18 protein-coding genes, 1 tRNA gene and 1 pseudogene are annotated in these 21,695 nt (G+C 62.2%); 18 read left to right on the top strand and 2 right to left on the bottom strand.

What is annotated here, in order from left to right; all coding sequences use genetic code 11:
- From FJ936_RS30230 to FJ936_RS30170, 14 genes and pseudogenes are all read left to right on the top strand, one after another.
- Nucleotides 1-76, top strand: a pseudogene (locus FJ936_RS30230) (elongation factor Tu); the annotation flags it as partial.
- 164 nt (nucleotides 77-240) lie between these two features.
- The gene (locus FJ936_RS30225) at nucleotides 241-1,884 is read left to right on the top strand and encodes a hypothetical protein (RefSeq protein ID WP_140793506.1); all 1,644 of its coding nucleotides are present in this window, start codon (nucleotides 241-243) and stop codon (nucleotides 1,882-1,884) included.
- A 96-nt stretch (nucleotides 1,885-1,980) separates the two neighbouring features.
- Complete coding sequence (locus FJ936_RS30220; protein WP_140720536.1) at nucleotides 1,981-2,463, top strand: group II truncated hemoglobin; 483 nt, start codon at nucleotides 1,981-1,983, stop codon at nucleotides 2,461-2,463.
- Between the two features lie 22 nt (nucleotides 2,464-2,485).
- On the top strand, nucleotides 2,486-2,617 hold the full coding sequence (locus FJ936_RS31225; RefSeq protein WP_281405471.1) for a hypothetical protein: 132 nt from the start codon (nucleotides 2,486-2,488) through the stop codon (nucleotides 2,615-2,617).
- A 27-nt stretch (nucleotides 2,618-2,644) separates the two neighbouring features.
- Nucleotides 2,645-2,720: transfer RNA gene (locus tag FJ936_RS30215), tRNA-Trp, on the top strand.
- A 359-nt stretch (nucleotides 2,721-3,079) separates the two neighbouring features.
- Nucleotides 3,080-3,283 carry a preprotein translocase subunit SecE gene (gene secE, locus FJ936_RS30210; protein WP_013531408.1) on the top strand — a complete coding sequence of 68 codons (204 nt, stop codon included), beginning with the start codon at nucleotides 3,080-3,082 and terminating at the stop codon, nucleotides 3,281-3,283.
- 27 nt (nucleotides 3,284-3,310) lie between these two features.
- A complete protein-coding gene (gene nusG / locus FJ936_RS30205; protein WP_015317996.1) occupies nucleotides 3,311-3,838 on the top strand; it encodes a transcription termination/antitermination protein NusG in 528 nt (175 codons plus the stop codon).
- A 174-nt stretch (nucleotides 3,839-4,012) separates the two neighbouring features.
- A complete protein-coding gene (rplK, locus tag FJ936_RS30200) occupies nucleotides 4,013-4,441 on the top strand; it encodes a 50S ribosomal protein L11 (protein WP_010909262.1) in 429 nt (142 codons plus the stop codon).
- Between the two features lie 4 nt (nucleotides 4,442-4,445).
- The gene (gene rplA, locus FJ936_RS30195) at nucleotides 4,446-5,144 is read left to right on the top strand and encodes a 50S ribosomal protein L1 (RefSeq protein WP_140620687.1); all 699 of its coding nucleotides are present in this window, start codon (nucleotides 4,446-4,448) and stop codon (nucleotides 5,142-5,144) included.
- A 407-nt stretch (nucleotides 5,145-5,551) separates the two neighbouring features.
- Nucleotides 5,552-6,070: a 50S ribosomal protein L10 gene (gene rplJ, locus FJ936_RS30190; RefSeq protein WP_015317994.1), complete on the top strand. Its 519-nt coding sequence runs from the start codon at nucleotides 5,552-5,554 to the stop codon at nucleotides 6,068-6,070.
- A 54-nt stretch (nucleotides 6,071-6,124) separates the two neighbouring features.
- Nucleotides 6,125-6,502: a 50S ribosomal protein L7/L12 gene (rplL, locus tag FJ936_RS30185; RefSeq protein WP_015317993.1), complete on the top strand. Its 378-nt coding sequence runs from the start codon at nucleotides 6,125-6,127 to the stop codon at nucleotides 6,500-6,502.
- 266 nt (nucleotides 6,503-6,768) lie between these two features.
- Nucleotides 6,769-10,905: a DNA-directed RNA polymerase subunit beta gene (rpoB, locus tag FJ936_RS30180; protein ID WP_015317992.1), complete on the top strand. Its 4,137-nt coding sequence runs from the start codon at nucleotides 6,769-6,771 to the stop codon at nucleotides 10,903-10,905.
- A 152-nt stretch (nucleotides 10,906-11,057) separates the two neighbouring features.
- Nucleotides 11,058-15,254: a DNA-directed RNA polymerase subunit beta' gene (gene rpoC, locus FJ936_RS30175; RefSeq protein WP_015317991.1), complete on the top strand. Its 4,197-nt coding sequence runs from the start codon at nucleotides 11,058-11,060 to the stop codon at nucleotides 15,252-15,254.
- An 82-nt stretch (nucleotides 15,255-15,336) separates the two neighbouring features.
- Complete coding sequence (locus tag FJ936_RS30170; protein ID WP_140793502.1) at nucleotides 15,337-16,002, top strand: O-methyltransferase; 666 nt, start codon at nucleotides 15,337-15,339, stop codon at nucleotides 16,000-16,002.
- A 21-nt stretch (nucleotides 16,003-16,023) separates the two neighbouring features.
- On the opposite strand, the gene FJ936_RS30165 is transcribed toward FJ936_RS30170, so the two are convergent.
- Both FJ936_RS30165 and FJ936_RS30160 read right to left on the bottom strand, forming a co-directional pair.
- A complete protein-coding gene (locus tag FJ936_RS30165) occupies nucleotides 16,024-16,947 on the bottom strand; it encodes a Gfo/Idh/MocA family oxidoreductase (protein ID WP_181171513.1) in 924 nt (307 codons plus the stop codon).
- 164 nt (nucleotides 16,948-17,111) lie between these two features.
- The gene (locus FJ936_RS30160) at nucleotides 17,112-17,393 is read right to left on the bottom strand and encodes a hypothetical protein (protein ID WP_015317988.1); all 282 of its coding nucleotides are present in this window, start codon (nucleotides 17,391-17,393) and stop codon (nucleotides 17,112-17,114) included.
- Nucleotides 17,394-17,865: 472 nt separating this feature from the next.
- Between FJ936_RS30160 and rpsL the strand changes: the two genes are divergently transcribed.
- The 4 genes from rpsL to FJ936_RS30140 form a co-directional block, all read left to right on the top strand.
- Nucleotides 17,866-18,237: a 30S ribosomal protein S12 gene (rpsL, locus tag FJ936_RS30155; protein WP_006333356.1), complete on the top strand. Its 372-nt coding sequence runs from the start codon at nucleotides 17,866-17,868 to the stop codon at nucleotides 18,235-18,237.
- Between the two features lie 73 nt (nucleotides 18,238-18,310).
- Nucleotides 18,311-18,781, top strand: a complete 471-nt coding sequence (gene rpsG, locus FJ936_RS30150) for a 30S ribosomal protein S7 (RefSeq protein ID WP_008875664.1) — start codon at nucleotides 18,311-18,313, stop codon at nucleotides 18,779-18,781.
- A 29-nt stretch (nucleotides 18,782-18,810) separates the two neighbouring features.
- Complete coding sequence (fusA, locus tag FJ936_RS30145; RefSeq protein ID WP_140793498.1) at nucleotides 18,811-20,901, top strand: elongation factor G; 2,091 nt, start codon at nucleotides 18,811-18,813, stop codon at nucleotides 20,899-20,901.
- Nucleotides 20,902-20,967: 66 nt separating this feature from the next.
- Nucleotides 20,968-21,695: elongation factor Tu (locus FJ936_RS30140; protein WP_141907491.1), on the top strand; the 728-nt coding region annotated here is incomplete at its 3' end.

The raw sequence follows: 21,695 nt of genomic DNA, 5'->3' as shown, positions 1-21,695 counted from the left end.
AGAGAAGCTGCGCTTCGCCATCCGTGAAGGCGGCCGCACCGTCGGTGCCGGCATCGTCGTCACCATCAAAGAGTAATCGATCCGGCTGCTGCCGGTCTCGAAAACGAAAGGGCGGTCTTCGGGCCGCCCTTTTTCGTTTCAGACGCCTCGCAACGCAAGCATTGCGCGTTTGTTTCAAAGCTGTTGCAAGCGCCATGGCTGCAACTAGTATAGGTTGCACTGAGGGGAGCTTTGCCGACAGTGGTTCCAAGGCACCGTTTCGATGGGAAGGCATGGCGGTTATGGGCACTGGTTTGCCTCGCCGTCGCCATGGCTCTGCCCGTTTTGACAGCGCGAGCGGAGGATGGGCCTCTCGACATCCCGCCCATGCGCTTCGTCGTCGTGCGCAGCAACGCTCCGGGATGCGAACCCAACTGTCCTGAATGGATATCGGCGGACGGTACCATCGACGCGGGCACGCCGTCTCTCTTCAAGCGCACGCTCAAGGCGCTCAAGGGAAGGCAATTGCCGGTCGTCGTCAATTCGCCCGGCGGTAACGTCGAGGCCGCGTTGGCACTCGGCCGTATGATCCGCAAGAACAAGCTCGATATCGCCGTCGGCGTGACTGTTTTTTCCGATTGCCGACCGGAAACAAACTGCGGGGACAACAAGGGCAAGAGTGCCGATTATTTCGGTACGGCCTATGACGACGGAGCCATGTGCAATTCGGCCTGTCCGCTAATGTTTTCCGGCGGTGTCCGCCGCTTCGTTGGAGATTTCGGCTATCTCGGCGTCCACCAGATCACCACCACATACCAGCGGGAGAAGCTGCTCTACCGGACCACGTATCGGATCGTGAACGGCAGGAAGAAGATCATCAGCACCAAGGTGGTCAGCCGCAAAAACGCTGGCAGCTACAAAACTTACGAGATGAGCAGGACCGTCGAGAAGACGCTTTCGGCGTACCTGAGGGAAATGGGGATAGCAGACGGCGTACTGGAAGTCATGAAGGCCACGCCGGCCAGTGAGATTCGTCAGATTCCGCTCGACGACATGGTGAGGATGAAGTTGGTCACCAGCCGGGACACAGTGGATCTGTTGACCACGGCAAGCCTCTGCGGCCTGGCCCAGCCGGCCACGAACTGCCGGCAAATAGCTGGACCCGCAGGCAAGACGACGCCATCGGCCGCAGCAAGGCCCATGGCTGCCGTTCAACCGGACACCGCGAAGGCCGGCGGGGACATGCGGTTTGTCGTCGTTCGCGGCAGCAATCCGCTGTGCGATCCCGATTGTCCGGAATGGATATCGGCCGAAGGTGCGATCACCAACCAGGCGCCGCGGAAGCTGCGGCAGTTGCTGGCCACGCTTGGCGATCGACGGCTGCCTGTCGTCATCAGCTCACGCGGAGGCGACCTGCCCAGCGCTCTCGCAATGGGGCGGCTTATCCATGAAAGAAAGCTCGACATCGCCGTTGCCCGCACCGATTTCGTCGACTGTGACCCCGGCGCGTGGAACTGCCTGGCCACTGAAGGAGCCTATGCCGGACTGAGCATCGATGCGGGGGTGGAGTGTGATTCCGCCTGTGCGTTAGTGGTCGCCGGCGGCGCCAGACGGCTTGTCGGTCCCCGGGCGCGGCTCAGCCTGTACCCGATGGGACAGAAGCTGGTGGTCAAGGCTTACCTCGACGAGATTGCGATCAGTCCCGCTCTGTTCGCAACAATCGAACGACGCCCGACCGAGAGGGAACTTGACCCAGACACCATGCTCAAGCTTGGACTGACAACGGGACCGCAATCGGTCGACGCGCTGACCGGCTCCACGATTTGCAAGGCTGTTGCCAAGCCCGACAATTGCCCGGGCCTGCCAGCCGCCAATGCACAGGCCGACGCGCCCGCCAGGCTGTAGAGCACGGCGATGTCAGGGGAACTGCCCATCGAGGCAGGTTGAGCCATATCCGATTTCCGCTATCGTCGCGACGGCGGGGCCGGCGAAGGATCGAGAATGAGCCAGGACGTTCCGACACTCTACGAATGGGCCGGAGGCGGCGAGGCGCTGAACCGGCTGACGCAAACCTTCTACGACAAGGTGGCACGAGATCCGGTCGTTGGCCCGGTGTTCAAGCACATGTCGCCGGACCACCCCGCCCATGTCGCGGCCTTCATCGGTGAGGTCTTCGGCGGACCGAAAACCTACAGCGAAACCTTTGGCGGCCACCGCGAAATGGTCATGCATCATCTGGGCAAGCATTTGACCGAGGAGCAGCGCCGCCGCTGGATCAATCTTCTCGCCGACGCGGCGGATGAGGTCGGTCTGCCGGACGATCCGGAATTCCGTTCAGCATTCATGGGCTACGTCGAATGGGGATCGCGGCTGGCCAAGATGAATTCCAATCTCGGCGAGACCTGCGATCCCGAGACCGAACCGATGCCGGCCTGGGGCTGGGGCGTGCCTGGCGGTCCGTACCGGGTGCCGGACGCAAAATAGCTTCGGCTGCCGGGATACCTCTATGAATCGCGCCAGCCACTTCAGGCGGGAGCTGGAGATCGATGCCGAGGGGCTGGTCGCCGACTATCTTGATTTCTGGCGCAAGCACGTTTGCCTGCAAACCGCTCTTTACAGAGCGCGCGGAAGCTTTTAGGAAGCGCCTGCGCCGAAGCGCGCGTGTACGGGCATAGCTCAGTTGGTAGAGCGGCGGTCTCCAAAACCGCAGGTCGTAGGTTCGAGCCCTGCTGCCCGTGCCATTTCCTGAGATGGCATCAAAACGATATTTCGCGGGCTGCCTTTGAAAATCGGCGAGCCGCTTGCCATATTAGCCCGATTGGGGCATAAGGGCGCCATAGCCGGGACGGAACGACTGGATGGTTCCGAGGCGGCGTTTGGTCATAAAGCGGGCACTTGCCACTTGCGTGGATCAAGAATCGGTTTTATGTAGACGAAACAGACACGCGACGCGTGGAGCTGGGAAGCCGGCTTTACGCGTCTGATTTGCATGGGCGAAATGATTGCGCTGATTCGGCGCGAGATTGGGCTCAGGCGGCACGTCCCGGCCAGCGGGATCATCCAGGGGACCCGGCCAACGGGTCTTGAAGACAGGCGGCATATGGCTTCGAAAACCACAAATCCTTTCGTCTTTCTCCAGCAGGTGCGCGCGGAGACAGCCAAGGTGACTTGGCCGTCGCGCCGCGAGACGATGATCTCGACGGTCATGGTCCTGGCCTTTGCTGTGATTGCGATGATCTTCTTCTTCACCGCCGATCAGCTCATGGGCCTCGCGGTCGAGCAGATTCTGGGCATTGGACGCTAAGTCCGGCGATTAGGAGAAGTCGAAAAAATGGCTACGCGCTGGTACATCGTCCACGCCTATTCGAACTTCGAGAAGAAGGTCGCCGAGGACATCGAGAACAAGGCCAAGCAGAAGGGCCTGTCCGCCGATATCGAGCAGATCGTGGTGCCGACCGAGAAGGTCGTCGAGGTTCGTCGCGGCCGCAAGGTCGACGCTGAGCGCAAGTTCTTCCCGGGCTACGTGCTCTTGAAGGCCAACCTGACCGACGCCGTGTTCTCGCTGGTCAAGAACACGCCGAAAGTCACAGGTTTTCTCGGCGACTCCAAGCCGGTGCCGATCACCGAGGCCGAAGCCCAGCGCATCCTGAACCAGGTACAGGAAGGCGTCGAGCGGCCGAAGCCCTCGGTCACTTTCGAGATCGGCGAGGCGATCCGCGTTTCGGATGGTCCCTTCGCGTCGTTCAACGGTTTCGTCCAGGAAGTGGACGAGGAGCGGGCGCGGCTCAAGGTGGAAGTTTCGATCTTCGGGCGCGCTGTGCCCGTCGATCTGGAATTCGGACAGGTCGAAAAGGGCTGATCCGAAATCCCTGATGCCGGTCCGGCGATCAGGGGAGGCGGCGCGGCAACGCGCGGCTTGAGAACGGTGGGAGGCGAAGGCGGCTTTAGCCGGCCGCAAGAACCGCACCACCAGACTGCAACCGCCGGTGTTTCCCAGATCGTGGAGCCGGCATAGACAAAGGCAGGAAAAGAGATGGCTAAGAAAATTGCAGGCCAGCTCAAGCTCCAGGTCTCCGCGGGATCGGCCACGCCGTCTCCCCCGATCGGCCCGGCACTTGGTCAGCGTGGCATCAACATCATGGAGTTCTGCAAGGCGTTCAACGCGCAGACCCAGGAAATGGAAAAGGGATCGCCGGTTCCGGTCGTCATCACCTATTACCAGGACAAGTCGTTCACCTTCGTCATGAAGACGCCCCCGGTGAGCTACTTCCTGAAGAAGGCCGCGAACCTGAAGTCGGGCTCGAAGGAGCCGGGCAAGGTCAAGGCTGGCACGGTTTCGCGCGACAAGGTTCGCGAAATCGCGACCGCCAAGATGAAGGATCTGAACGCGAACGACGTCGAAGCGGCCATGCGCATGGTCGAGGGCTCCGCCCGCTCGATGGGTCTGGAAGTGGTGGGCTAAGATCATGGCAAAGATTGCAAAACGTGTATCGAAGACCCGTGAAGGCATCGATCCCAACAAGGCTTATGCGCTCGGTGATGCGCTGAAGCTGCTCAAGGATCGTTCCTCGGTCAAGTTCGACGAGACCATCGAAGTGGCCATGAACCTCGGCGTCGACCCGCGTCATGCCGACCAGATGGTTCGCGGCGTGGTCAACCTGCCGAACGGCACCGGCCGCTCGGTCCGTGTCGCCGTGTTCGCCCGTGGCGACAAGGCCGAAGAGGCCAAGGCCGCCGGTGCCGACATCGTCGGTGCCGAGGATCTGGTCGACATCGTCCAGAAGGGCACGATCGATTTCGATCGCTGCATCGCCACGCCGGACATGATGCCGCTCGTCGGCCGTCTCGGTAAGGTGCTCGGCCCGCGCGGCATGATGCCGAACCCGAAGGTCGGCACCGTCACCACCGATGTCGCCGCGGCCGTCAAGGCTTCGAAGGGCGGCGCGGTCGAGTTCCGTGTCGAGAAGGCCGGCATCGTTCATGCCGGTGTCGGCAAGGTCTCTTTCGACGTCAAGGCGCTGGAAGAGAACGTCCGTGCCTTCGCCGATGCGGTGACCAAGGCAAAGCCGGCTGGCGCCAAGGGCAACTACGTCAAGAAGGTGTCTGTCACCTCGACGATGGGCCCGGGCCTCAAGCTCGACGTCGCGACGCTCGCCGCGTCCTGATTGGATTTGGATTGGCCTTTCGAAGGCTGATCCGTGACTGAATTCCGGGCCTTGGATTTATCCTGGGCCCGGTACCGGAAGCCGGAAGGCTTCCGGACATCCTGTCCGAGATTGCGGGCGGCCCGAACCTTGATTCAAGAGGAGGGCCTTAATTCATGTGGGCCTGCATGAGACGGGTGAAAACCGGACAACGGAGCAACAAGCTCCAATGAAAGGTTCGAACCGTGTTTGCCTTTTGTCTGCGCATCGCCGGCTTTGCCGTCGATGTGGCGAAAGGGGGCAGGATCCTCGAGCGTCGTTCGGGAGATCCGTTACTGGATGGCCCGGCCGGCAAAAGGCAACCCGACGCCTGTCCTCGAAATGGGAATGTTCCCGTTGGCAGGACTGGGGTCAACTGGAGATAGGCAGTGGACAGAGCGGAAAAACGCGAACTCGTCACGGGCCTGAATGATGCGTTTTCGGGCGCGGGTTCAGTCGTCGTGGCCCACTATGCCGGTATCACCGTCGCGCAAATGAACGACCTTCGGTCGAAGATGCGCGCTGCCGGTGGCACCGTTAAAGTCGCGAAGAACCGTCTCGCCAAAATCGCTCTTCAGGGCACGGACTCCGCATCGATCATCGAGCTGTTCAAGGGACAGACGCTGATCGCCTATTCGGAGGATCCGATTGCGGCGCCGAAGGTCGCGTCCGATTTCGCCAAGGGGAATGACAAGCTCGTCATTCTCGGCGGCGCAATGGGCACCACCTCGCTCAACGCCGACGGTGTGAAGGCACTCGCCACACTTCCGTCGCTCGATGAGCTGCGCGCCAGGCTGGTTGGCATGATCGCCACGCCGGCAACCCGGATCGCCCAGATCGTCAATGCGCCAGCGGCCTCGGTCGCGCGCGTCATCGGCGCTTACGCCCGGAAGGACGAGGCGGCATGAGGCCGTTCCTCGCTATCAAAAACACACGTTCGAACCTAACGAAGGAACACAACAATGGCTGATCTGGCAAAGATCGTAGACGACCTTTCGAAGCTGACCGTCCTCGAGGCGGCTGAGCTGTCGAAGCTTCTGGAAGAAAAGTGGGGCGTTTCGGCTGCTGCTCCGGTGGCGGTTGCCGCTGCTGGCGGTGCTGCCGCTGCTGCTGCCCCGGTCGAGGAAAAGACGGAATTCGACGTCGTTCTCACCGAGGCCGGCGCTCAGAAGATCAACGTCATCAAGGAAGTCCGCGCCATCACCGGTCTTGGCCTCAAGGAAGCCAAGGACCTGGTCGAAGCGGCTCCGAAGCCGGTCAAGGAAGGCGTTTCCAAGGCCGACGCTGACAAGTTCAAGGCCCAGCTGGAAGCAGCCGGCGCCAAGGTCGACCTGAAGTAAGCGTAAAAAGCGGCGGGCGGCCTCGCGCCGTCCGCCACTCCCTTGGGTGATCAGGGGAGGCTGCGTGACGCGAGATGTACGAGAACCTCTTTCTTGAGGGCCGTAACCCGGCCTTCAGGAAACGGGTTTTCTCCCGTTTTAGCCGGTAACCGCCAAGCAATTGGAGAGGCGGCCGGAGAACAGACAGAGAGCCGCCGCCCAGGTGGCTCAGTATGCAAGACGAACCGCGGCGAGGTTCGTCCCGAGTTTAGAGCTAAGGAGCGACGATGGCCCAGACCCAGACTTTCAATGGCCGCAGACGCGTACGCAAGTTCTTCGGGAAGATCCCGGAAGTTGCGGAGATGCCGAACCTTATCGAGGTTCAGAAGGCATCCTATGACCAGTTCCTGATGGTGGACGAGCCCAAGGGCGGACGTCCCGACGAAGGACTGCAGGCTGTTTTCAAGTCGGTCTTCCCGATCTCCGATTTTTCCGGCTCCTCCATGCTGGAGTTCGTGAAGTACGAGTTCGAAGGACCGAAATTCGACGTTGACGAATGCCGTCAGCGCGACCTGACCTATGCCGCGCCGCTGAAGGTGACGCTGCGCCTCATCGTGTTCGATATCGACGAGGATACCGGTGCCAAGTCGATCAAGGACATCAAGGAGCAGGACGTCTACATGGGCGACATGCCGCTCATGACCTTGAACGGCACCTTTATCGTCAACGGTACCGAGCGCGTCATCGTCTCGCAGATGCACCGCTCGCCGGGCGTCTTCTTCGACCACGACAAGGGCAAGTCGCACTCGTCGGGCAAGCTTCTGTTTGCCGCCCGCGTGATCCCTTACCGTGGCTCGTGGCTCGACATCGAGTTCGATTCCAAGGACGTCGTGCATGCCCGCATCGACCGTCGCCGCAAGATTCCGGTGACGTCGCTGCTGATGGCGCTCGGCATGGACGGCGAGGAGATCCTGTCGACCTTCTACAACAAGATCACCTACAAGCGCGCCGGCGACCATTGGCGCATTCCCTTCAACGTCGAGCGTTTCCGCGGCCTCAAGGCCGTCGGCGACCTGGTCGATGCCGACACCGGCGAGATCGTCGTCGAGGCGGGCAAGAAGATCACCGCTCGCCAGGCACGCCAGCTCGGCGAAAAGGGTCTCAAGGCGATCAAGGCGACCGACGAGGATCTGCTCGGCAACTACCTGGCCGAGGACATCGTCAACTACGCCACCGGCGAGATTTTCCTCGAGGCCGGCGACGAGATCGACGACAAGACGCTCAAGGTGCTGCTCGGCACCGGCGAGCAGGAGATCCAGGTCCTCGACATCGACCATGTCAATGTCGGCGCCTATATCCGCAACACGCTCGCCGTCGACAAGAACGAGAGCCGCCAAGACGCGCTGTTCGACATCTACCGTGTCATGCGCCCGGGCGAGCCGCCTACGCTCGAGACCGCCGAAGCCATGTTCAACTCGCTGTTCTTCGACAGCGAGCGCTACGACCTGTCCGCCGTCGGCCGCGTCAAGATGAACATGCGCCTCGAGCTCAAGGCCGAGGACACCGTGCGCGTGCTGCGCAAGGACGACATCCTGGCCGTGGTCAGGACGCTGGTCGAACTGCGTGATGGCAAGGGCGAGATCGACGACATCGACAATCTCGGCAACCGCCGCGTGCGTTCGGTCGGCGAGCTGATGGAGAACCAGTACCGCGTCGGCCTGCTGCGCATGGAGCGCGCGATCAAGGAACGCATGTCCTCGATCGAGATCGACACGGTCATGCCGCAGGACCTGATCAACGCCAAGCCGGCGGCCGCCGCCGTGCGCGAGTTCTTCGGTTCCTCGCAGCTGTCGCAGTTCATGGACCAGACCAACCCGCTGTCGGAGATCACCCACAAGCGTCGTCTCTCGGCGCTTGGGCCGGGCGGTCTGACCCGCGAGCGTGCCGGCTTCGAAGTGCGCGACGTGCACCCGACGCATTACGGCCGTATCTGCCCGATCGAGACGCCGGAAGGCCCGAATATCGGTCTGATCAACTCGCTGGCGACCTTCGCGCGCGTCAACAAGTACGGCTTCATCGAAAGCCCGTACCGCAAGATCGTCGACGGCAAGCTGACCAATGACGTCGTCTATCTTTCGGCGATGGAAGAGGCCAAGCACCATGTCGCGCAGGCCAACGCCGAGCTCGACAAGAATGGCGGCTTCGTCGACGAATTCGTCATTTGCCGCAGCGCCGGCGAAGTGATGATGGCGCCGCGCGAAAACGTCGACCTGATGGACGTGTCGCCCAAGCAGATGGTGTCTGTTGCCGCGGCGCTCATCCCGTTCCTCGAGAACGACGACGCCAACCGCGCTCTGATGGGCTCGAACATGCAGCGCCAGGCCGTGCCGCTGGTGCGCGCCGAGGCGCCGTTCGTCGGTACCGGCATGGAGCCGATCGTCGCCCGTGACTCGGGCGCCGCCATCGGCGCGCGTCGTGGCGGCATCGTCGACCAGGTGGACGCCACGCGTATCGTTATCCGCGCCACCGAGGATCTCGATCCGGGCAAGTCCGGCGTCGACATCTACCGGCTGATGAAGTTCCAGCGCTCGAACCAGAACACCTGCATCAACCAGCGTCCGCTGGTGCGCATGGGTGACCGGGTCAACAAGGGCGACATCATCGCCGACGGTCCCTCGACCGAGCTTGGTGATCTGGCGCTCGGCCGCAACGTGCTGGTCGCGTTCATGCCGTGGAACGGCTACAACTACGAGGACTCGATCCTGCTCTCCGAGCGTATCGTGGCCGACGACGTCTTCACCTCGATCCACATCGAGGAGTTCGAGGTCATGGCGCGCGATACCAAGCTCGGTCCGGAGGAAATCACGCGCGATATTCCAAACGTCTCGGAAGAAGCGCTGAAGAACCTCGACGAAGCCGGCATCGTCTATATCGGTGCGGAAGTGCAGCCGGGCGACATCCTGGTCGGCAAGATCACGCCGAAGGGCGAGAGCCCGATGACGCCGGAAGAGAAGCTTCTGCGCGCCATCTTCGGCGAAAAGGCTTCCGACGTGCGCGACACTTCGATGCGCATGCCTCCGGGCACTTTCGGCACCGTCGTCGAGGTGCGCGTGTTCAATCGCCACGGTGTGGAGAAGGACGAGCGCGCCATGGCGATCGAGCGCGAGGAGATCGAACGCCTCGCCAAGGATCGCGACGACGAGCAGGCCATTCTGGACCGTAACGTCTATGCGCGTCTTTCCGACGTTCTCGTCGGCAAGGAAGCGATCGCTGGACCGAAGGGCTTCAAGAAGGGCTCGACGCTGTCCAAGGACACGCTCGACGAGTATCCGCGTTCGCAGTGGTGGCAGTTTGCGGTGGAGAACGAAAAGCTCCAGAGCGAACTGGAAGCCCTGCGTGGCCAGTACGACGATTCCAAGAAGGCGCTCGAACAGCGCTTCATGGACAAGGTCGAGAAGGTGCAGCGCGGCGACGAAATGCCTCCGGGCGTCATGAAGATGGTCAAGGTCTTCGTGGCGGTGAAGCGCAAGATGCAGCCCGGCGACAAGATGGCCGGCCGTCACGGCAACAAGGGTGTCGTGTCGCGTATCGTTCCGGTCGAGGACATGCCTTTCCTCGAGGACGGCACGCATGCCGATATCGTGCTCAACCCGCTGGGTGTGCCGAGCCGCATGAATGTCGGCCAGATCCTGGAAACGCATCTGGGCTGGGCCTGCGCTGGCATGGGCAGGAAGATCGGCGAGCTTATCGATGCGTACAAGACAGCCGGCGACATCAAGCCGCTGCGCAAGACGCTCGAGAGCTTCATGCCGGCCAACGACCGCAACGAGCCGGTTCGCGAATATGACGACGAGAGCATCGTTCGCCTGAGCGAGCAGATGCGCCGCGGCGTCTCCATCGCGACCCCGGTGTTCGACGGCGCGCATGAGGCTGACATCAACATCATGCTGGAGCAGGCGGGCCTGCACACCAGCGGTCAGTCGCAGCTCTATGACGGACGCACCGGCGAGCCGTTCGATCGCAAGGTGACGATGGGCTATATCTACATGCTCAAGCTTCACCACCTCGTGGACGACAAGATCCACGCGCGTTCGATCGGTCCGTACTCGCTCGTCACCCAGCAGCCGCTGGGCGGCAAGGCGCAGTTCGGCGGCCAGCGCTTCGGCGAGATGGAGGTCTGGGCACTGGAAGCCTACGGCGCCGCTTACACGCTGCAGGAAATGCTGACGGTGAAGTCGGACGACGTCGCCGGCCGCACCAAGGTCTACGAGGCGATCGTGCGTGGCGACGACACGTTCGAGGCAGGCATTCCCGAGAGCTTCAACGTGCTCGTCAAGGAAATGCGGTCTCTCGGCCTCAATGTCGAGCTCGAGAACACCAAGCTCGACGACAACCCGATCCGGCTGCCCGATGCTGCCGAATAGGGGCGCGGCCGAGTAAACAAGACATCCGGGCGCGGGAGAGGGCTCTCGCGACCGGATGCACCAATTCTTCGGCCGGTGGGCCGACCACTCAGCGGGCATTCGGCCCGCGTTAGATGCAAGGGGTTTTCGAGGACCCCGAAAAGGAGAACGGCATGAACCAAGAGGTCATGAATCTCTTCAATCCGCAGGCGCCTGCGCAGGTGTTCGATTCCATCCGGATTTCGCTTGCCAGCCCTGAGAAGATTCTGTCCTGGTCGTTCGGCGAGATCAAGAAGCCGGAGACCATCAACTACCGCACCTTCAAGCCGGAGCGTGACGGTCTGTTCTGCGCGCGCATTTTTGGCCCGATCAAGGACTATGAATGCCTGTGCGGCAAGTACAAGCGCATGAAGTACAAGGGGGTCATCTGCGAGAAGTGCGGCGTCGAAGTCACGCTGTCGCGCGTCCGCCGCGAGCGCATGGGCCATATCGAGCTGGCGGCTCCCGTCGCTCACATCTGGTTCCTGAAGTCGCTGCCCTCGCGCATCGGCACGCTGCTCGACATGACGCTGAAGGACATCGAGCGCGTCCTCTACTTCGAGAACTACATCGTCACCGAGCCTGGCCTCACCGCGCTGAAGGAGCACCAGCTGCTCAGCGAGGAAGAGTACATGATCGCCGTCGACGAATATGGCGAGGATAGTTTCACCGCCATGATCGGCGCCGAGGCTATTCATGACCTTCTGGCCGGCATGGACCTGGAGAAGATCGCCGGCGACCTGCGTTCGGAACTGGCATCGACCACGTCCGAGCTGAAGCAGAAAAAGTATCTGAAGCGGCTCAAGGTCGTCGAGAACTTCATGGAATCCGGCAACCGTCCGGAATGGATGATCATGAAGGTGGTTCCGGTGATCCCGCCGGACCTGCGCCCGCTCGTCCCGCTGGACGGCGGTCGTTTCGCGACGTCCGATCTGAACGATCTCTACCGCCGCGTCATCAACCGCAACAACCGCCTGAAGCGGCTGATCGAGCTGCGGGCGCCGGGCATCATCGTGCGCAATGAAAAGCGCATGCTGCAGGAAGCCGTCGATGCGCTGTTCGACAACGGCCGTCGCGGCCGCGTCATCACCGGCGCCAACAAGCGTCCGCTGAAGTCGCTGTCCGACATGCTCAAGGGCAAGCAGGGCCGGTTCCGTCAGAACCTGCTCGGCAAGCGCGTCGACTATTCCGGACGCTCGGTTATCGTCACCGGTCCGGAGCTCAAGCTGCACCAGTGCGGCCTGCCGAAGAAGATGGCGCTCGAACTGTTCAAGCCCTTCATCTACGCCCGTCTCGACGCCAAGGGTTACTCCTCGACCGTCAAGCAGGCCAAGAAGCTGGTCGAGAAGGAGCGTCCGGAAGTCTGGGATATCCTCGATGAGGTCATCCGCGAGCATCCGGTGCTGCTCAACCGCGCGCCGACGCTGCACCGCCTGGGCATCCAGGCGTTCGAGCCGATCCTGATCGAAGGCAAGGCGATCCAGCTTCACCCGCTGGTCTGCACGGCCTTCAACGCCGACTTCGACGGCGACCAGATGGCCGTTCACGTGCCGCTGTCGCTGGAAGCGCAGTTGGAAGCCCGCGTGCTGATGATGTCGACCAACAACATCCTGCACCCGGCTTCCGGCGCGCCGATCATCGTGCCGTCGCAGGACATGGTCCTGGGTCTCTACTACCTCTCGATCGTCAACCAGAACGAGCCGGGCGAGGGCATGGTGTTTGCCGACATGGGCGAACTCCAGCACGCGCTCGAGACCAAGGCGGTGACCCTGCACGCCAAGATCAAGGGCCGCTTCCGCACGGTCGACGCCGAAGGCAAGGTCGTGTCGAAAATCCATGACACCACGCCTGGCCGCATGATCATCGGCGAGCTTCTGCCGAAGAACGTCAACGTGCCCTACGAGACCGCCAACCAGGAGATGACCAAGAAGAACATCTCCAAGATGATCGACACCGTCTACCGCCATTGCGGTCAGAAGGAGACGGTCATTTTCTGCGACCGCATCATGGCGCTCGGCTTTGCCCATGCCTGCCGTGCCGGCATTTCGTTCGGCAAGGACGACATGCTGATCCCGGACACCAAGATCAAGCTGGTGTCGGACACCGAGGCTTTGGCCAAGGAGTACGAGCAGCAGTACAATGACGGCCTGATCACGCAGGGCGAGAAGTACAACAAGGTCGTCGACGCCTGGGCCAAGTGCTCGGAAAAGGTCGCCGACGAAATGATGGCCCGCATCAAGGCGGTCGAGTTCGAGGACAACGGCCGTCAGAAGCCGATGAACTCGATCTACATGATGTCGCACTCCGGTGCGCGCGGCTCGCCCACCCAGATGCGCCAGCTCGCTGGCATGCGCGGCCTGATGGCCAAGCCGTCGGGTGAAATCATCGAGACGCCGATCATCTCGAACTTCAAGGAAGGCCTGACCGTGCTCGAGTACTTCAACTCGACCCACGGCGCCCGCAAGGGTCTGGCCGATACCGCCTTGAAGACGGCGAACTCGGGTTACCTCACCCGTCGTCTGGTCGACGTGGCGCAGGACTGCATCGTCAACTCCGTGGATTGCGGCACCGACAAGGGCCTCACCATGCAGCCGATCGTCGATGCCGGTCAGGTCGTTGCTTCGGTCGGCCAGCGCGTACTGGGCCGTACATCGCTCGACGACATCACCCATCCGGTGTCGGGCGAGGTTCTGGTCAAGGCCGGAACGCTGATGGACGAGCGTGACGTGGAGCAGATCGAAAAGGCCGGCGTGCAGTCGGTCCGCATCCGCTCGGCCCTGACCTGCGAAGTCAGGATCGGCGTCTGCGCGGTCTGCTACGGACGCGATCTGGCCCGCGGCACCCCGGTCAACCAGGGCGAAGCCGTCGGCGTCATCGCGGCGCAGTCGATCGGCGAGCCGGGCACGCAGCTCACCATGCGTACCTTCCACATGGGCGGTACGGCGCAGGTGGTGGACAGCTCGTTCCTTGAAGCCTCCTATGAGGGCAAGGTCGAGATCCGCAACCGCAACGTGGTGCGCAACTCGGACGGCCAGCAGATGGTCATGGGCCGCAACATGGCGGTGCTGATCCTCGACGAAGCCGGCAAGGAGCGCGCCACGCACCGTGTCACCTATGGTTCGCGCATCTTCGTGGACGATGGCGACAAGGTGAAGCGCGGTCAGCGTATCGCCGAGTGGGATCCCTATACCCGTCCTGTCCTCACTGAAATCGAGGGCAAGGTGTCGTATGAGGATCTGGTCGACGGCATTTCCGTTCAGGAAACGGCCGACGAGTCGACCGGCATCACCAAGCGTGAGGTCATCGACTGGCGTTCGACGCCGCGTGGCAACGACCTCAAGCCCGCGATTGCCATCCTGGACACCAAGGGCAAGGTCGGCAAGCTGTCGAAGGGTGGCGACGCCCGCTTCCTGCTCTCGGTCGAGGCCATTCTCTCGGTCGAGCCGGGTGCTCAGGTTCGCCCCGGCGACGTGCTGGCGCGTATCCCGATGGAAAGCGCCAAGACCAAGGACATCACCGGCGGTCTGCCGCGTGTTGCCGAACTGTTCGAGGCACGTCGTCCGAAGGATCACGCCATCATCGCCGAGATCGATGGCACGATCCGCTTCGGCCGCGACTACAAGAACAAGCGCCGTATTATCATCGAGCCGCATGACTCGACGCTCGAGCCGGTCGAGTACCTGATCCCGAAGGGCAAGCCGTTCCATCTCCAGGACGGCGACGTCATAGAGAAGGGCGACTACATCCTCGACGGCAATCCGGCGCCGCACGACATCCTGGCGATCAAGGGCGTGGAGGCACTTGCTTCCTACCTCGTCAACGAGATCCAGGAAGTCTACCGCCTGCAGGGCGTCTCCATCAACGACAAGCACATCGAGGTGATCGTTCGCCAGATGCTGCAGAAGGTCGAGATCACGGTGCAGGGCGACTCGACCTATATCCCGGGCGACCACGTCGACGTGATCGAACTGGAAGAGGTCAACGAGCGCCTGGTCGAGGACGGCAAGAAGCCGGCCGAAGGCCAGCCGGTGCTCTTGGGCATCACCAAGGCGTCGCTGCAGACGCCGTCCTTCATCTCGGCCGCCTCCTTCCAGGAGACGACCAGGGTGCTGACGGAAGCCGCGGTTGCCGGCAAGACCGACATGCTGCAGGGCTTGAAGGAAAACGTCATCGTCGGCCGGCTGATCCCCGCCGGCACCGGCGGCACGATGAGCCAGATCCGGCGCATCGCCACCTCGCGCGACGAACTGATCATCGACGAGCGCCGCAAGGCCTCCGGTGTGGAAGTCGCCGAGCCGATGCTGGCGGACATGACAACCGCCGCGCAGTAGGCGCGGCGGCAAAAATCTCAGGCAACAGAAGCCGTCGGGGCAACCCGGCGGCTTTTTCATTTTTGCGATCGGAGGAAAGCGGATGAACACGAAGACCTGGACGGCTGTCGATGACTACATCGTTTCTTCTCTCTTCGAGGCGGATCCCGTTCTCGACGCGGTTCTGGCGGCCAACCGCCGCCAGGGCCTGCCGGCGATCGACGTCTCGGCGGCGCAAGGAAAGCTGCTCTCGCTGCTAGTGCGCATCAGCGGCGCGAAGAAGGTGCTCGAGATCGGCACGCTGGGTGGCTATTCGACCATCTGGATGGCGCGGGGATTGCCTGCTGACGGCAAGGTCGTGACACTCGAACTCGATCCGCACCATGCCAAGGTCGCGCGTTCGAATTTGGAGCGGGCAGGGGTTGCGGACCGTGTGGAACTGCGTGTCGGTTCGGCGCTCCAGTCGCTCACAGAACTGGGCGGCGAGAATGCCGGCCCGTTCGATCTCATCTTCATCGACGCGGACAAGCCGAACAACCCGAACTATCTGGCCTGCGCCTTGCGGCTGTCGCGGTCAGGAACGGTCATCGTCTGCGACAACGTCATCCGCGATGGTGCCGTTCTGGATGAAGATGGACGCGATGCCAATGTCGAGGGCGCCCGCGCGGCATTTTCATTCATCGGTGGCGACAAACGGCTGGACGGCACCGCCATCCAGACGGTGGGCGCCAAGGGCTATGACGGGTTTGCGATTGCGGTTGTCGACTGATGCCAAGGCGGCCCGGCGACCTCAGTCGAAAAACGCCTCGACCACGTTGCGCTTGCCGAGCATGAAGGCGTCGGCAACGTGCTGGAGCGGCGCAAGGTCCACATCTGACGTCTCGGCGTGCACGATTTCGGCGAAGCGCCGGTAGAGCATCGGATATTCCGCTTCCGGCTCCTCGTGTACGATATTGCCATCGACGGCGAGCTTCGAGCCGCCACCCGAGAGCACCATCTGTCCGGCATCCGTATCGGCCAGGATGTCCCAGCTCTGCGGTCCGGTCTGCAACCAGTCGAGATCCATCGTCACATCCGATCCGTTCGCTGCCCGGAACGCGACCTGGGCCGCGATCGGCGCGTCACGGTTCGCCGGAAAGTCGAGCACGGCCGAAGTGATGTACATGGCCGGCAGGATGTAGGTTGCGATCGACAGCGCGTTGATGCCGGGATCGAAGACGCCGAAGCCGCCAGGCTGCCAGATCCAGTCCTGGTTTGGGTGCCAGCGGCGCACATCTTCCTTCCAGACGATCGCCGCCGATTTGATTTTGGTCGAAGCGAGGAATGTCCGCGCCGCTTCGACCGCCGGCGCGTAGCGCGAATGCCAGCTTGCGAACAGTGAGACGCCTTGTTTTGCCGCGAGCGCCTTCAGGTCCTCGACCTCGCTGACCGTGGCACCGGGCGGCTTTTCCAGGAAAACGTGCTTCCCAGCCTCGAGCGCCTTGCGCGCGGCGTCATAGCGGAACTGCGGCGGCATGCACAGCGACACTGCATCGAGTTCGGGGACCGCGCCAAGCATCGTCTCGATGTCGGGGAAATTCACAATGCCGTCGACCTTGCCGTGCCGGCTGGCCGCCGCGATCAGCTGGTAATCCCGATCCTTGGCCAAGGCGGGAAGGTGTTGGTCGCGGACGATCTTACCGACGCCGACAATGCCGATTCTGATGGGCGAGATGGATGAGGACATGAGGCTCCGCCGGGTTTGGACGACTGCGCGTCTCTTAGCAGATCGGCCATGACGGGCAAGCGTCGGCCGTGCCGGCTATCCGAACGAATCGCGTCACGGCAAGGAGGGCAAGGAAGGCAAGGAAGGACACCGCGCCCATGACACGCCCATGATCAGATCGGCGCGTCGAAGGTGACGATCGACACTTCGCCTTCGAGCGCGCCCTGATAGGCCGACAGATGCGGCTCGTCGTCGGGCACCCCGTCCATATCGCCGATCTGGTCCAGCTCGGCCTCGGCGTAACCTTCCGCCGCCAGCGATTCGAGTGCGCGTCGGACCGCCGAATCGTCGTCAGGAGCGACCAGCATGACATGCACGCCTTCCACCTTGCCGCCTTTGCGCTTCCACACCCGGCCGGTGATGATGGTGACCGGGCGTTCTTCATTGTCGTTCACGGCTGATTCCTCCTGGCAAGCGCGGGCGAGGGGATGTTGATGCTCAGGCCGCCTTTTCGCATGAAGCATGGGCGCGCAAAAGCCAAAAGCCGGTCACTTTCTTCCTCGGCATTGCAAAATCGCGAAAGAAAATTACATGCGGTTTTCGCATGGCTGCCAAGTCCCGGCTTCGATGCAATATTTGCCACTGCGGGCTTGACGGTTCGCGGGCTTACGAGTAGAAGCCGCCCAGTCAGAACCGATGTGAGGCTCTCCCTTCCGAAGCGACACGCTTTGGAGTTTGCCTCAAACAGGGTTCGTTTTACGAGCGAAAAGACATTTCCGGCGTGCACGAAGCGGTTTCCGCTTCCTCTGCGATTTGTTCGGGCAAGACCGCGAGGCGCGGTTTGTGGCCCGAATTTGCGTATGGAAATGACGCTTTGAGCGAGCCTTGACCGGCACGAGACACGGAATTGAGAGACAAGAGGGTTTAATGCCTACCGTCAACCAGCTGATCCGCAAGCCGCGCATTGCGCCGGTGAAGCGCAACAAGGTCCCGGCCATGCAGCAGAACCCGCAGAAGCGGGGCGTCTGCACGCGCGTCTATACAACGACGCCGAAGAAGCCGAACTCGGCGCTGCGCAAGGTGGCCAAGATCCGCCTGACCAATGGTTTTGAAGTGATCGGTTACATCCCCGGCGAAGGTCACAACCTTCAGGAGCACTCCGTGGTCATGATCCGCGGCGGCCGCGTCAAGGATCTTCCGGGCGTGCGCTACCACATCATCCGCGGCGTGCTCGATACGCAGGGTGTGAAGAACCGCAAGCAGCGCCGTTCGAAGTACGGCGCCAAGCGTCCGAAGTAAGGCGTCCGAAGTAAGATTTTCGGCCTTGGTGCTGCTTGAATGCGCCGGGCTACGAGATTGAGAGACAAAAGCCATGTCGCGTCGTCACAGTGCAGAAAAGCGTGAGATCAACCCGGATCCCAAGTTCGGCGATCTGATCGTCACCAAGTTCATGAATGCCGTCATGTATGACGGCAAGAAGTCGGTCGCCGAGACCATCGTCTACGGCGCGCTGGACCAGGTCCAGTCGAAGACCAAGCAGGAGCCGGTCACCGTCTTCCACCAGGCGCTCGACAATGTCGCGCCGCATGTGGAAGTGCGTTCGCGTCGCGTCGGCGGCGCCACCTACCAGGTTCCGGTCGACGTGCGTCCCGAGCGCCGCCAGGCGCTGGCGATCCGTTGGCTGATCGCCGCGGCCCGCAACCGCAACGAGACCACCATGGTCGACCGCCTCTCCGGCGAGCTGATGGATGCGGCCAACAACCGCGGCACCGCCGTGAAGAAGCGTGAAGACACCCACAAGATGGCAGAAGCCAACCGCGCTTTCGCGCACTACCGCTGGTAAAGCGCGAACGAGACTGAGAGGCAGTTACGATGGCCCGCGAATACAAAATCGAAGACTACCGCAATTTCGGTATCATGGCGCATATTGACGCCGGCAAGACGACGACCACCGAGCGCGTCCTCTATTACACGGGCAAGTCGCACAAGATCGGCGAAGTGCACGACGGCGCTGCCACCATGGATTGGATGGAACAGGAGCAGGAGCGCGGCATCACCATCACGTCCGCCGCGACCACGACCTTCTGGAAGGCTCGTGACGGCAAGATGCGCCGCTTCAACATCATCGACACCCCCGGGCACGTCGACTTCACCATCGAAGTCGAGCGTTCGCTGCGCGTGCTCGACGGCGCCATTGCGCTGCTCGATGCCAACGCCGGTGTCGAGCCGCAGACGGAAACCGTCTGGCGCCAGGCGGACAAGTACCGCGTTCCGCGCATGATCTTCTGCAACAAGATGGACAAGATTGGCGCCGACTTCTACCGCTCGGTCGAAATGATCGGTTCGCGCCTCGGCGCGCATGCCGTCGTCATGCAGCTGCCGATCGGCGCCGAGACCGAATTCAAGGGCGTCGTCGACCTGGTCGAGATGAACGCGCTGGTCTGGCGCGACGAGACGCTGGGCGCTGCCTGGGACGTCGTCGAGATCCCGGCCGACCTTCAGGCTCGTGCGGAAGAATATCGCGAGAAGATGATCGAAGCCGCCGTCGAAATGGACGAGACGGCGCTTGAGAATTACCTCGAAGGCAAGATGCCGTCGAATGACGAGATCCGCGCGCTGATCCGCAAGGGCACCATCGCGGTGAAGTTCTACCCGATGTTCTGCGGCTCGGCCTTCAAGAACAAGGGCGTGCAGCCGCTGCTCGACGCCGTCGTCGAATACCTGCCGTCGCCGGCCGATGTTCCGGCCATCAAGGGCGTCGATGCCAAGACCGATGCCGAGATCGAGCGTCACGCCGACGACAACGAGCCGCTTTCGATGCTCGCCTTCAAGATCATGAACGACCCGTTCGTCGGTTCGTTGACCTTTGCCCGCATCTACTCGGGCAAGCTCACCAAGGGCATCTCGGTTGACAACACCGTGAAGGGCAAGAAGGAGCGCATTGGCCGCATGCTTCAGATGCATGCGAACTCGCGCGCCGACGTCGAAGAGGCTTTTGCCGGCGACATCGTCGCCCTGGCCGGCCTCAAGGACACCACCACCGGCGATACGCTGAGCGATCCGCTGCACCCGGTCATCCTCGAGCGCATGGAATTCCCCGATCCGGTCATCCAGATCGCCATCGAGCCGAAGACCAAGAACGACCAGGAAAAGATGGGCCTGGCCCTTCATCGCCTGGCCGCCGAGGACCCCTCCTTCCGCGTCAAGACCGACGAAGAATCCGGCCAGACCATCATTTCCGGCATGGGCGAGCTGCATCTCGACATCATCGTCGACCGCATGCGCCGCGAGTTCAAGGTCGAAGCCAACGTCGGTGCGCCGCAGGTGGCTTACCGCGAAACGATCACCCGCAAGCACGAGCAGGACTACACGCACAAGAAGCAGACCGGCGGTACCGGTCAGTTCGCCCGCGTCAAGATCCTGTTCGAGCCGAACCCGGAAAGCCCCGAGTTCGAGTTCGATACCAAGATCGTCGGCGGTGCGGTTCCGAAGGAATACATCCCGGGTGTCGAAAAGGGCATCAACAGCGTCATGTCGTCGGGTCCGTTCGCGGGCTTCCCGATGATCGGCGTCAAGGCGACGCTCATCGACGGCGCATACCACGACGTCGACTCCTCGGTGCTCGCCTTCGAAATCGCCGGCCGTGCCTGCTTCCGTGAAGCCGCGCCCAAGCTCGGCGTACAGCTGCTCGAGCCGATCATGAAGGTCGAGGTCGTCACGCCGGAAGATTACGTCGGCAGCGTCATCGGTGACCTGAACGGCCGTCGCGGTCAGATCCAGGGCCAGGAAGCACGTGGCGTCGCGGTGGTTATCAACGCGATGGTGCCGCTCGCCAACATGTTCAAGTATGTCGACAACCTGCGCTCGATGAGCCAGGGCCGCGCGGCCTACACGATGCAGTTCGATCACTACGAGCCTGTGCCGACCGCGGTCGCCCAGGAAGTCCAGAAGAAATACGCGTAGCCCCGACGGGTTGCAGCAGTAACTTAAATCAAGGCCCTCACGGGCGAGCAGGATTGGAGACATCACATGGCAAAAGGTAAATTCGAGCGCACCAAGCCTCATGTGAACATCGGCACGATTGGTCACGTCGACCATGGCAAGACGTCGCTGACGGCGGCGATCACCAAGTATTTTGGCGAATACAAGCGCTATGACCAGATCGACGCGGCGCCTGAAGAGAAGGCGCGCGGCATCACGATCTCGACGGCTCACGTCGAATACGAGACCGCCAACCGCCACTATGCCCACGTCGACTGCCCCGGCCACGCCGACTATGTGAAGAACATGATCACCGGTGCCGCGCAGATGGACGGCGCGATCCTGGTCGTGTCGGCCGCCGACGGCCCGATGCCGCAGACCCGAGAGCATATCCTGCTTGCCCGTCAGGTCGGCGTGCCGTCGATCGTGGTGTTCCTGAACAAGGTCGACCAGGTCGACGATGCCGAGCTGCTCGAACTGGTCGAGCTCGAGGTTCGCGAACTGCTGTCGAAGAACGAATTCCCCGGCGACGACATTCCGATCGTCAAGGGTTCGGCGCTGGCTGCACTCGAAGATTCGGACAAGAAGATCGGCGAGGACGCGATCCGCGAGCTGATGGCTGCGGTCGACGCCTACATCCCGACGCCGGTTCGTCCGCTCGACAAGCCGTTCCTGATGCCGATCGAGGACGTGTTCTCGATCTCGGGCCGCGGCACGGTCGTCACCGGCCGCGTCGAGCGCGGCGTGGTCAAGGTCGGCGAGGAACTGGAGATCAT

Source organism: Mesorhizobium sp. B2-4-13 (genome assembly GCF_006658535.1).
Classification (GTDB): domain Bacteria; phylum Pseudomonadota; class Alphaproteobacteria; order Rhizobiales; family Rhizobiaceae; genus Mesorhizobium; species Mesorhizobium australicum.
This window is presented reverse-complemented; position numbering and strand designations above follow the sequence as displayed.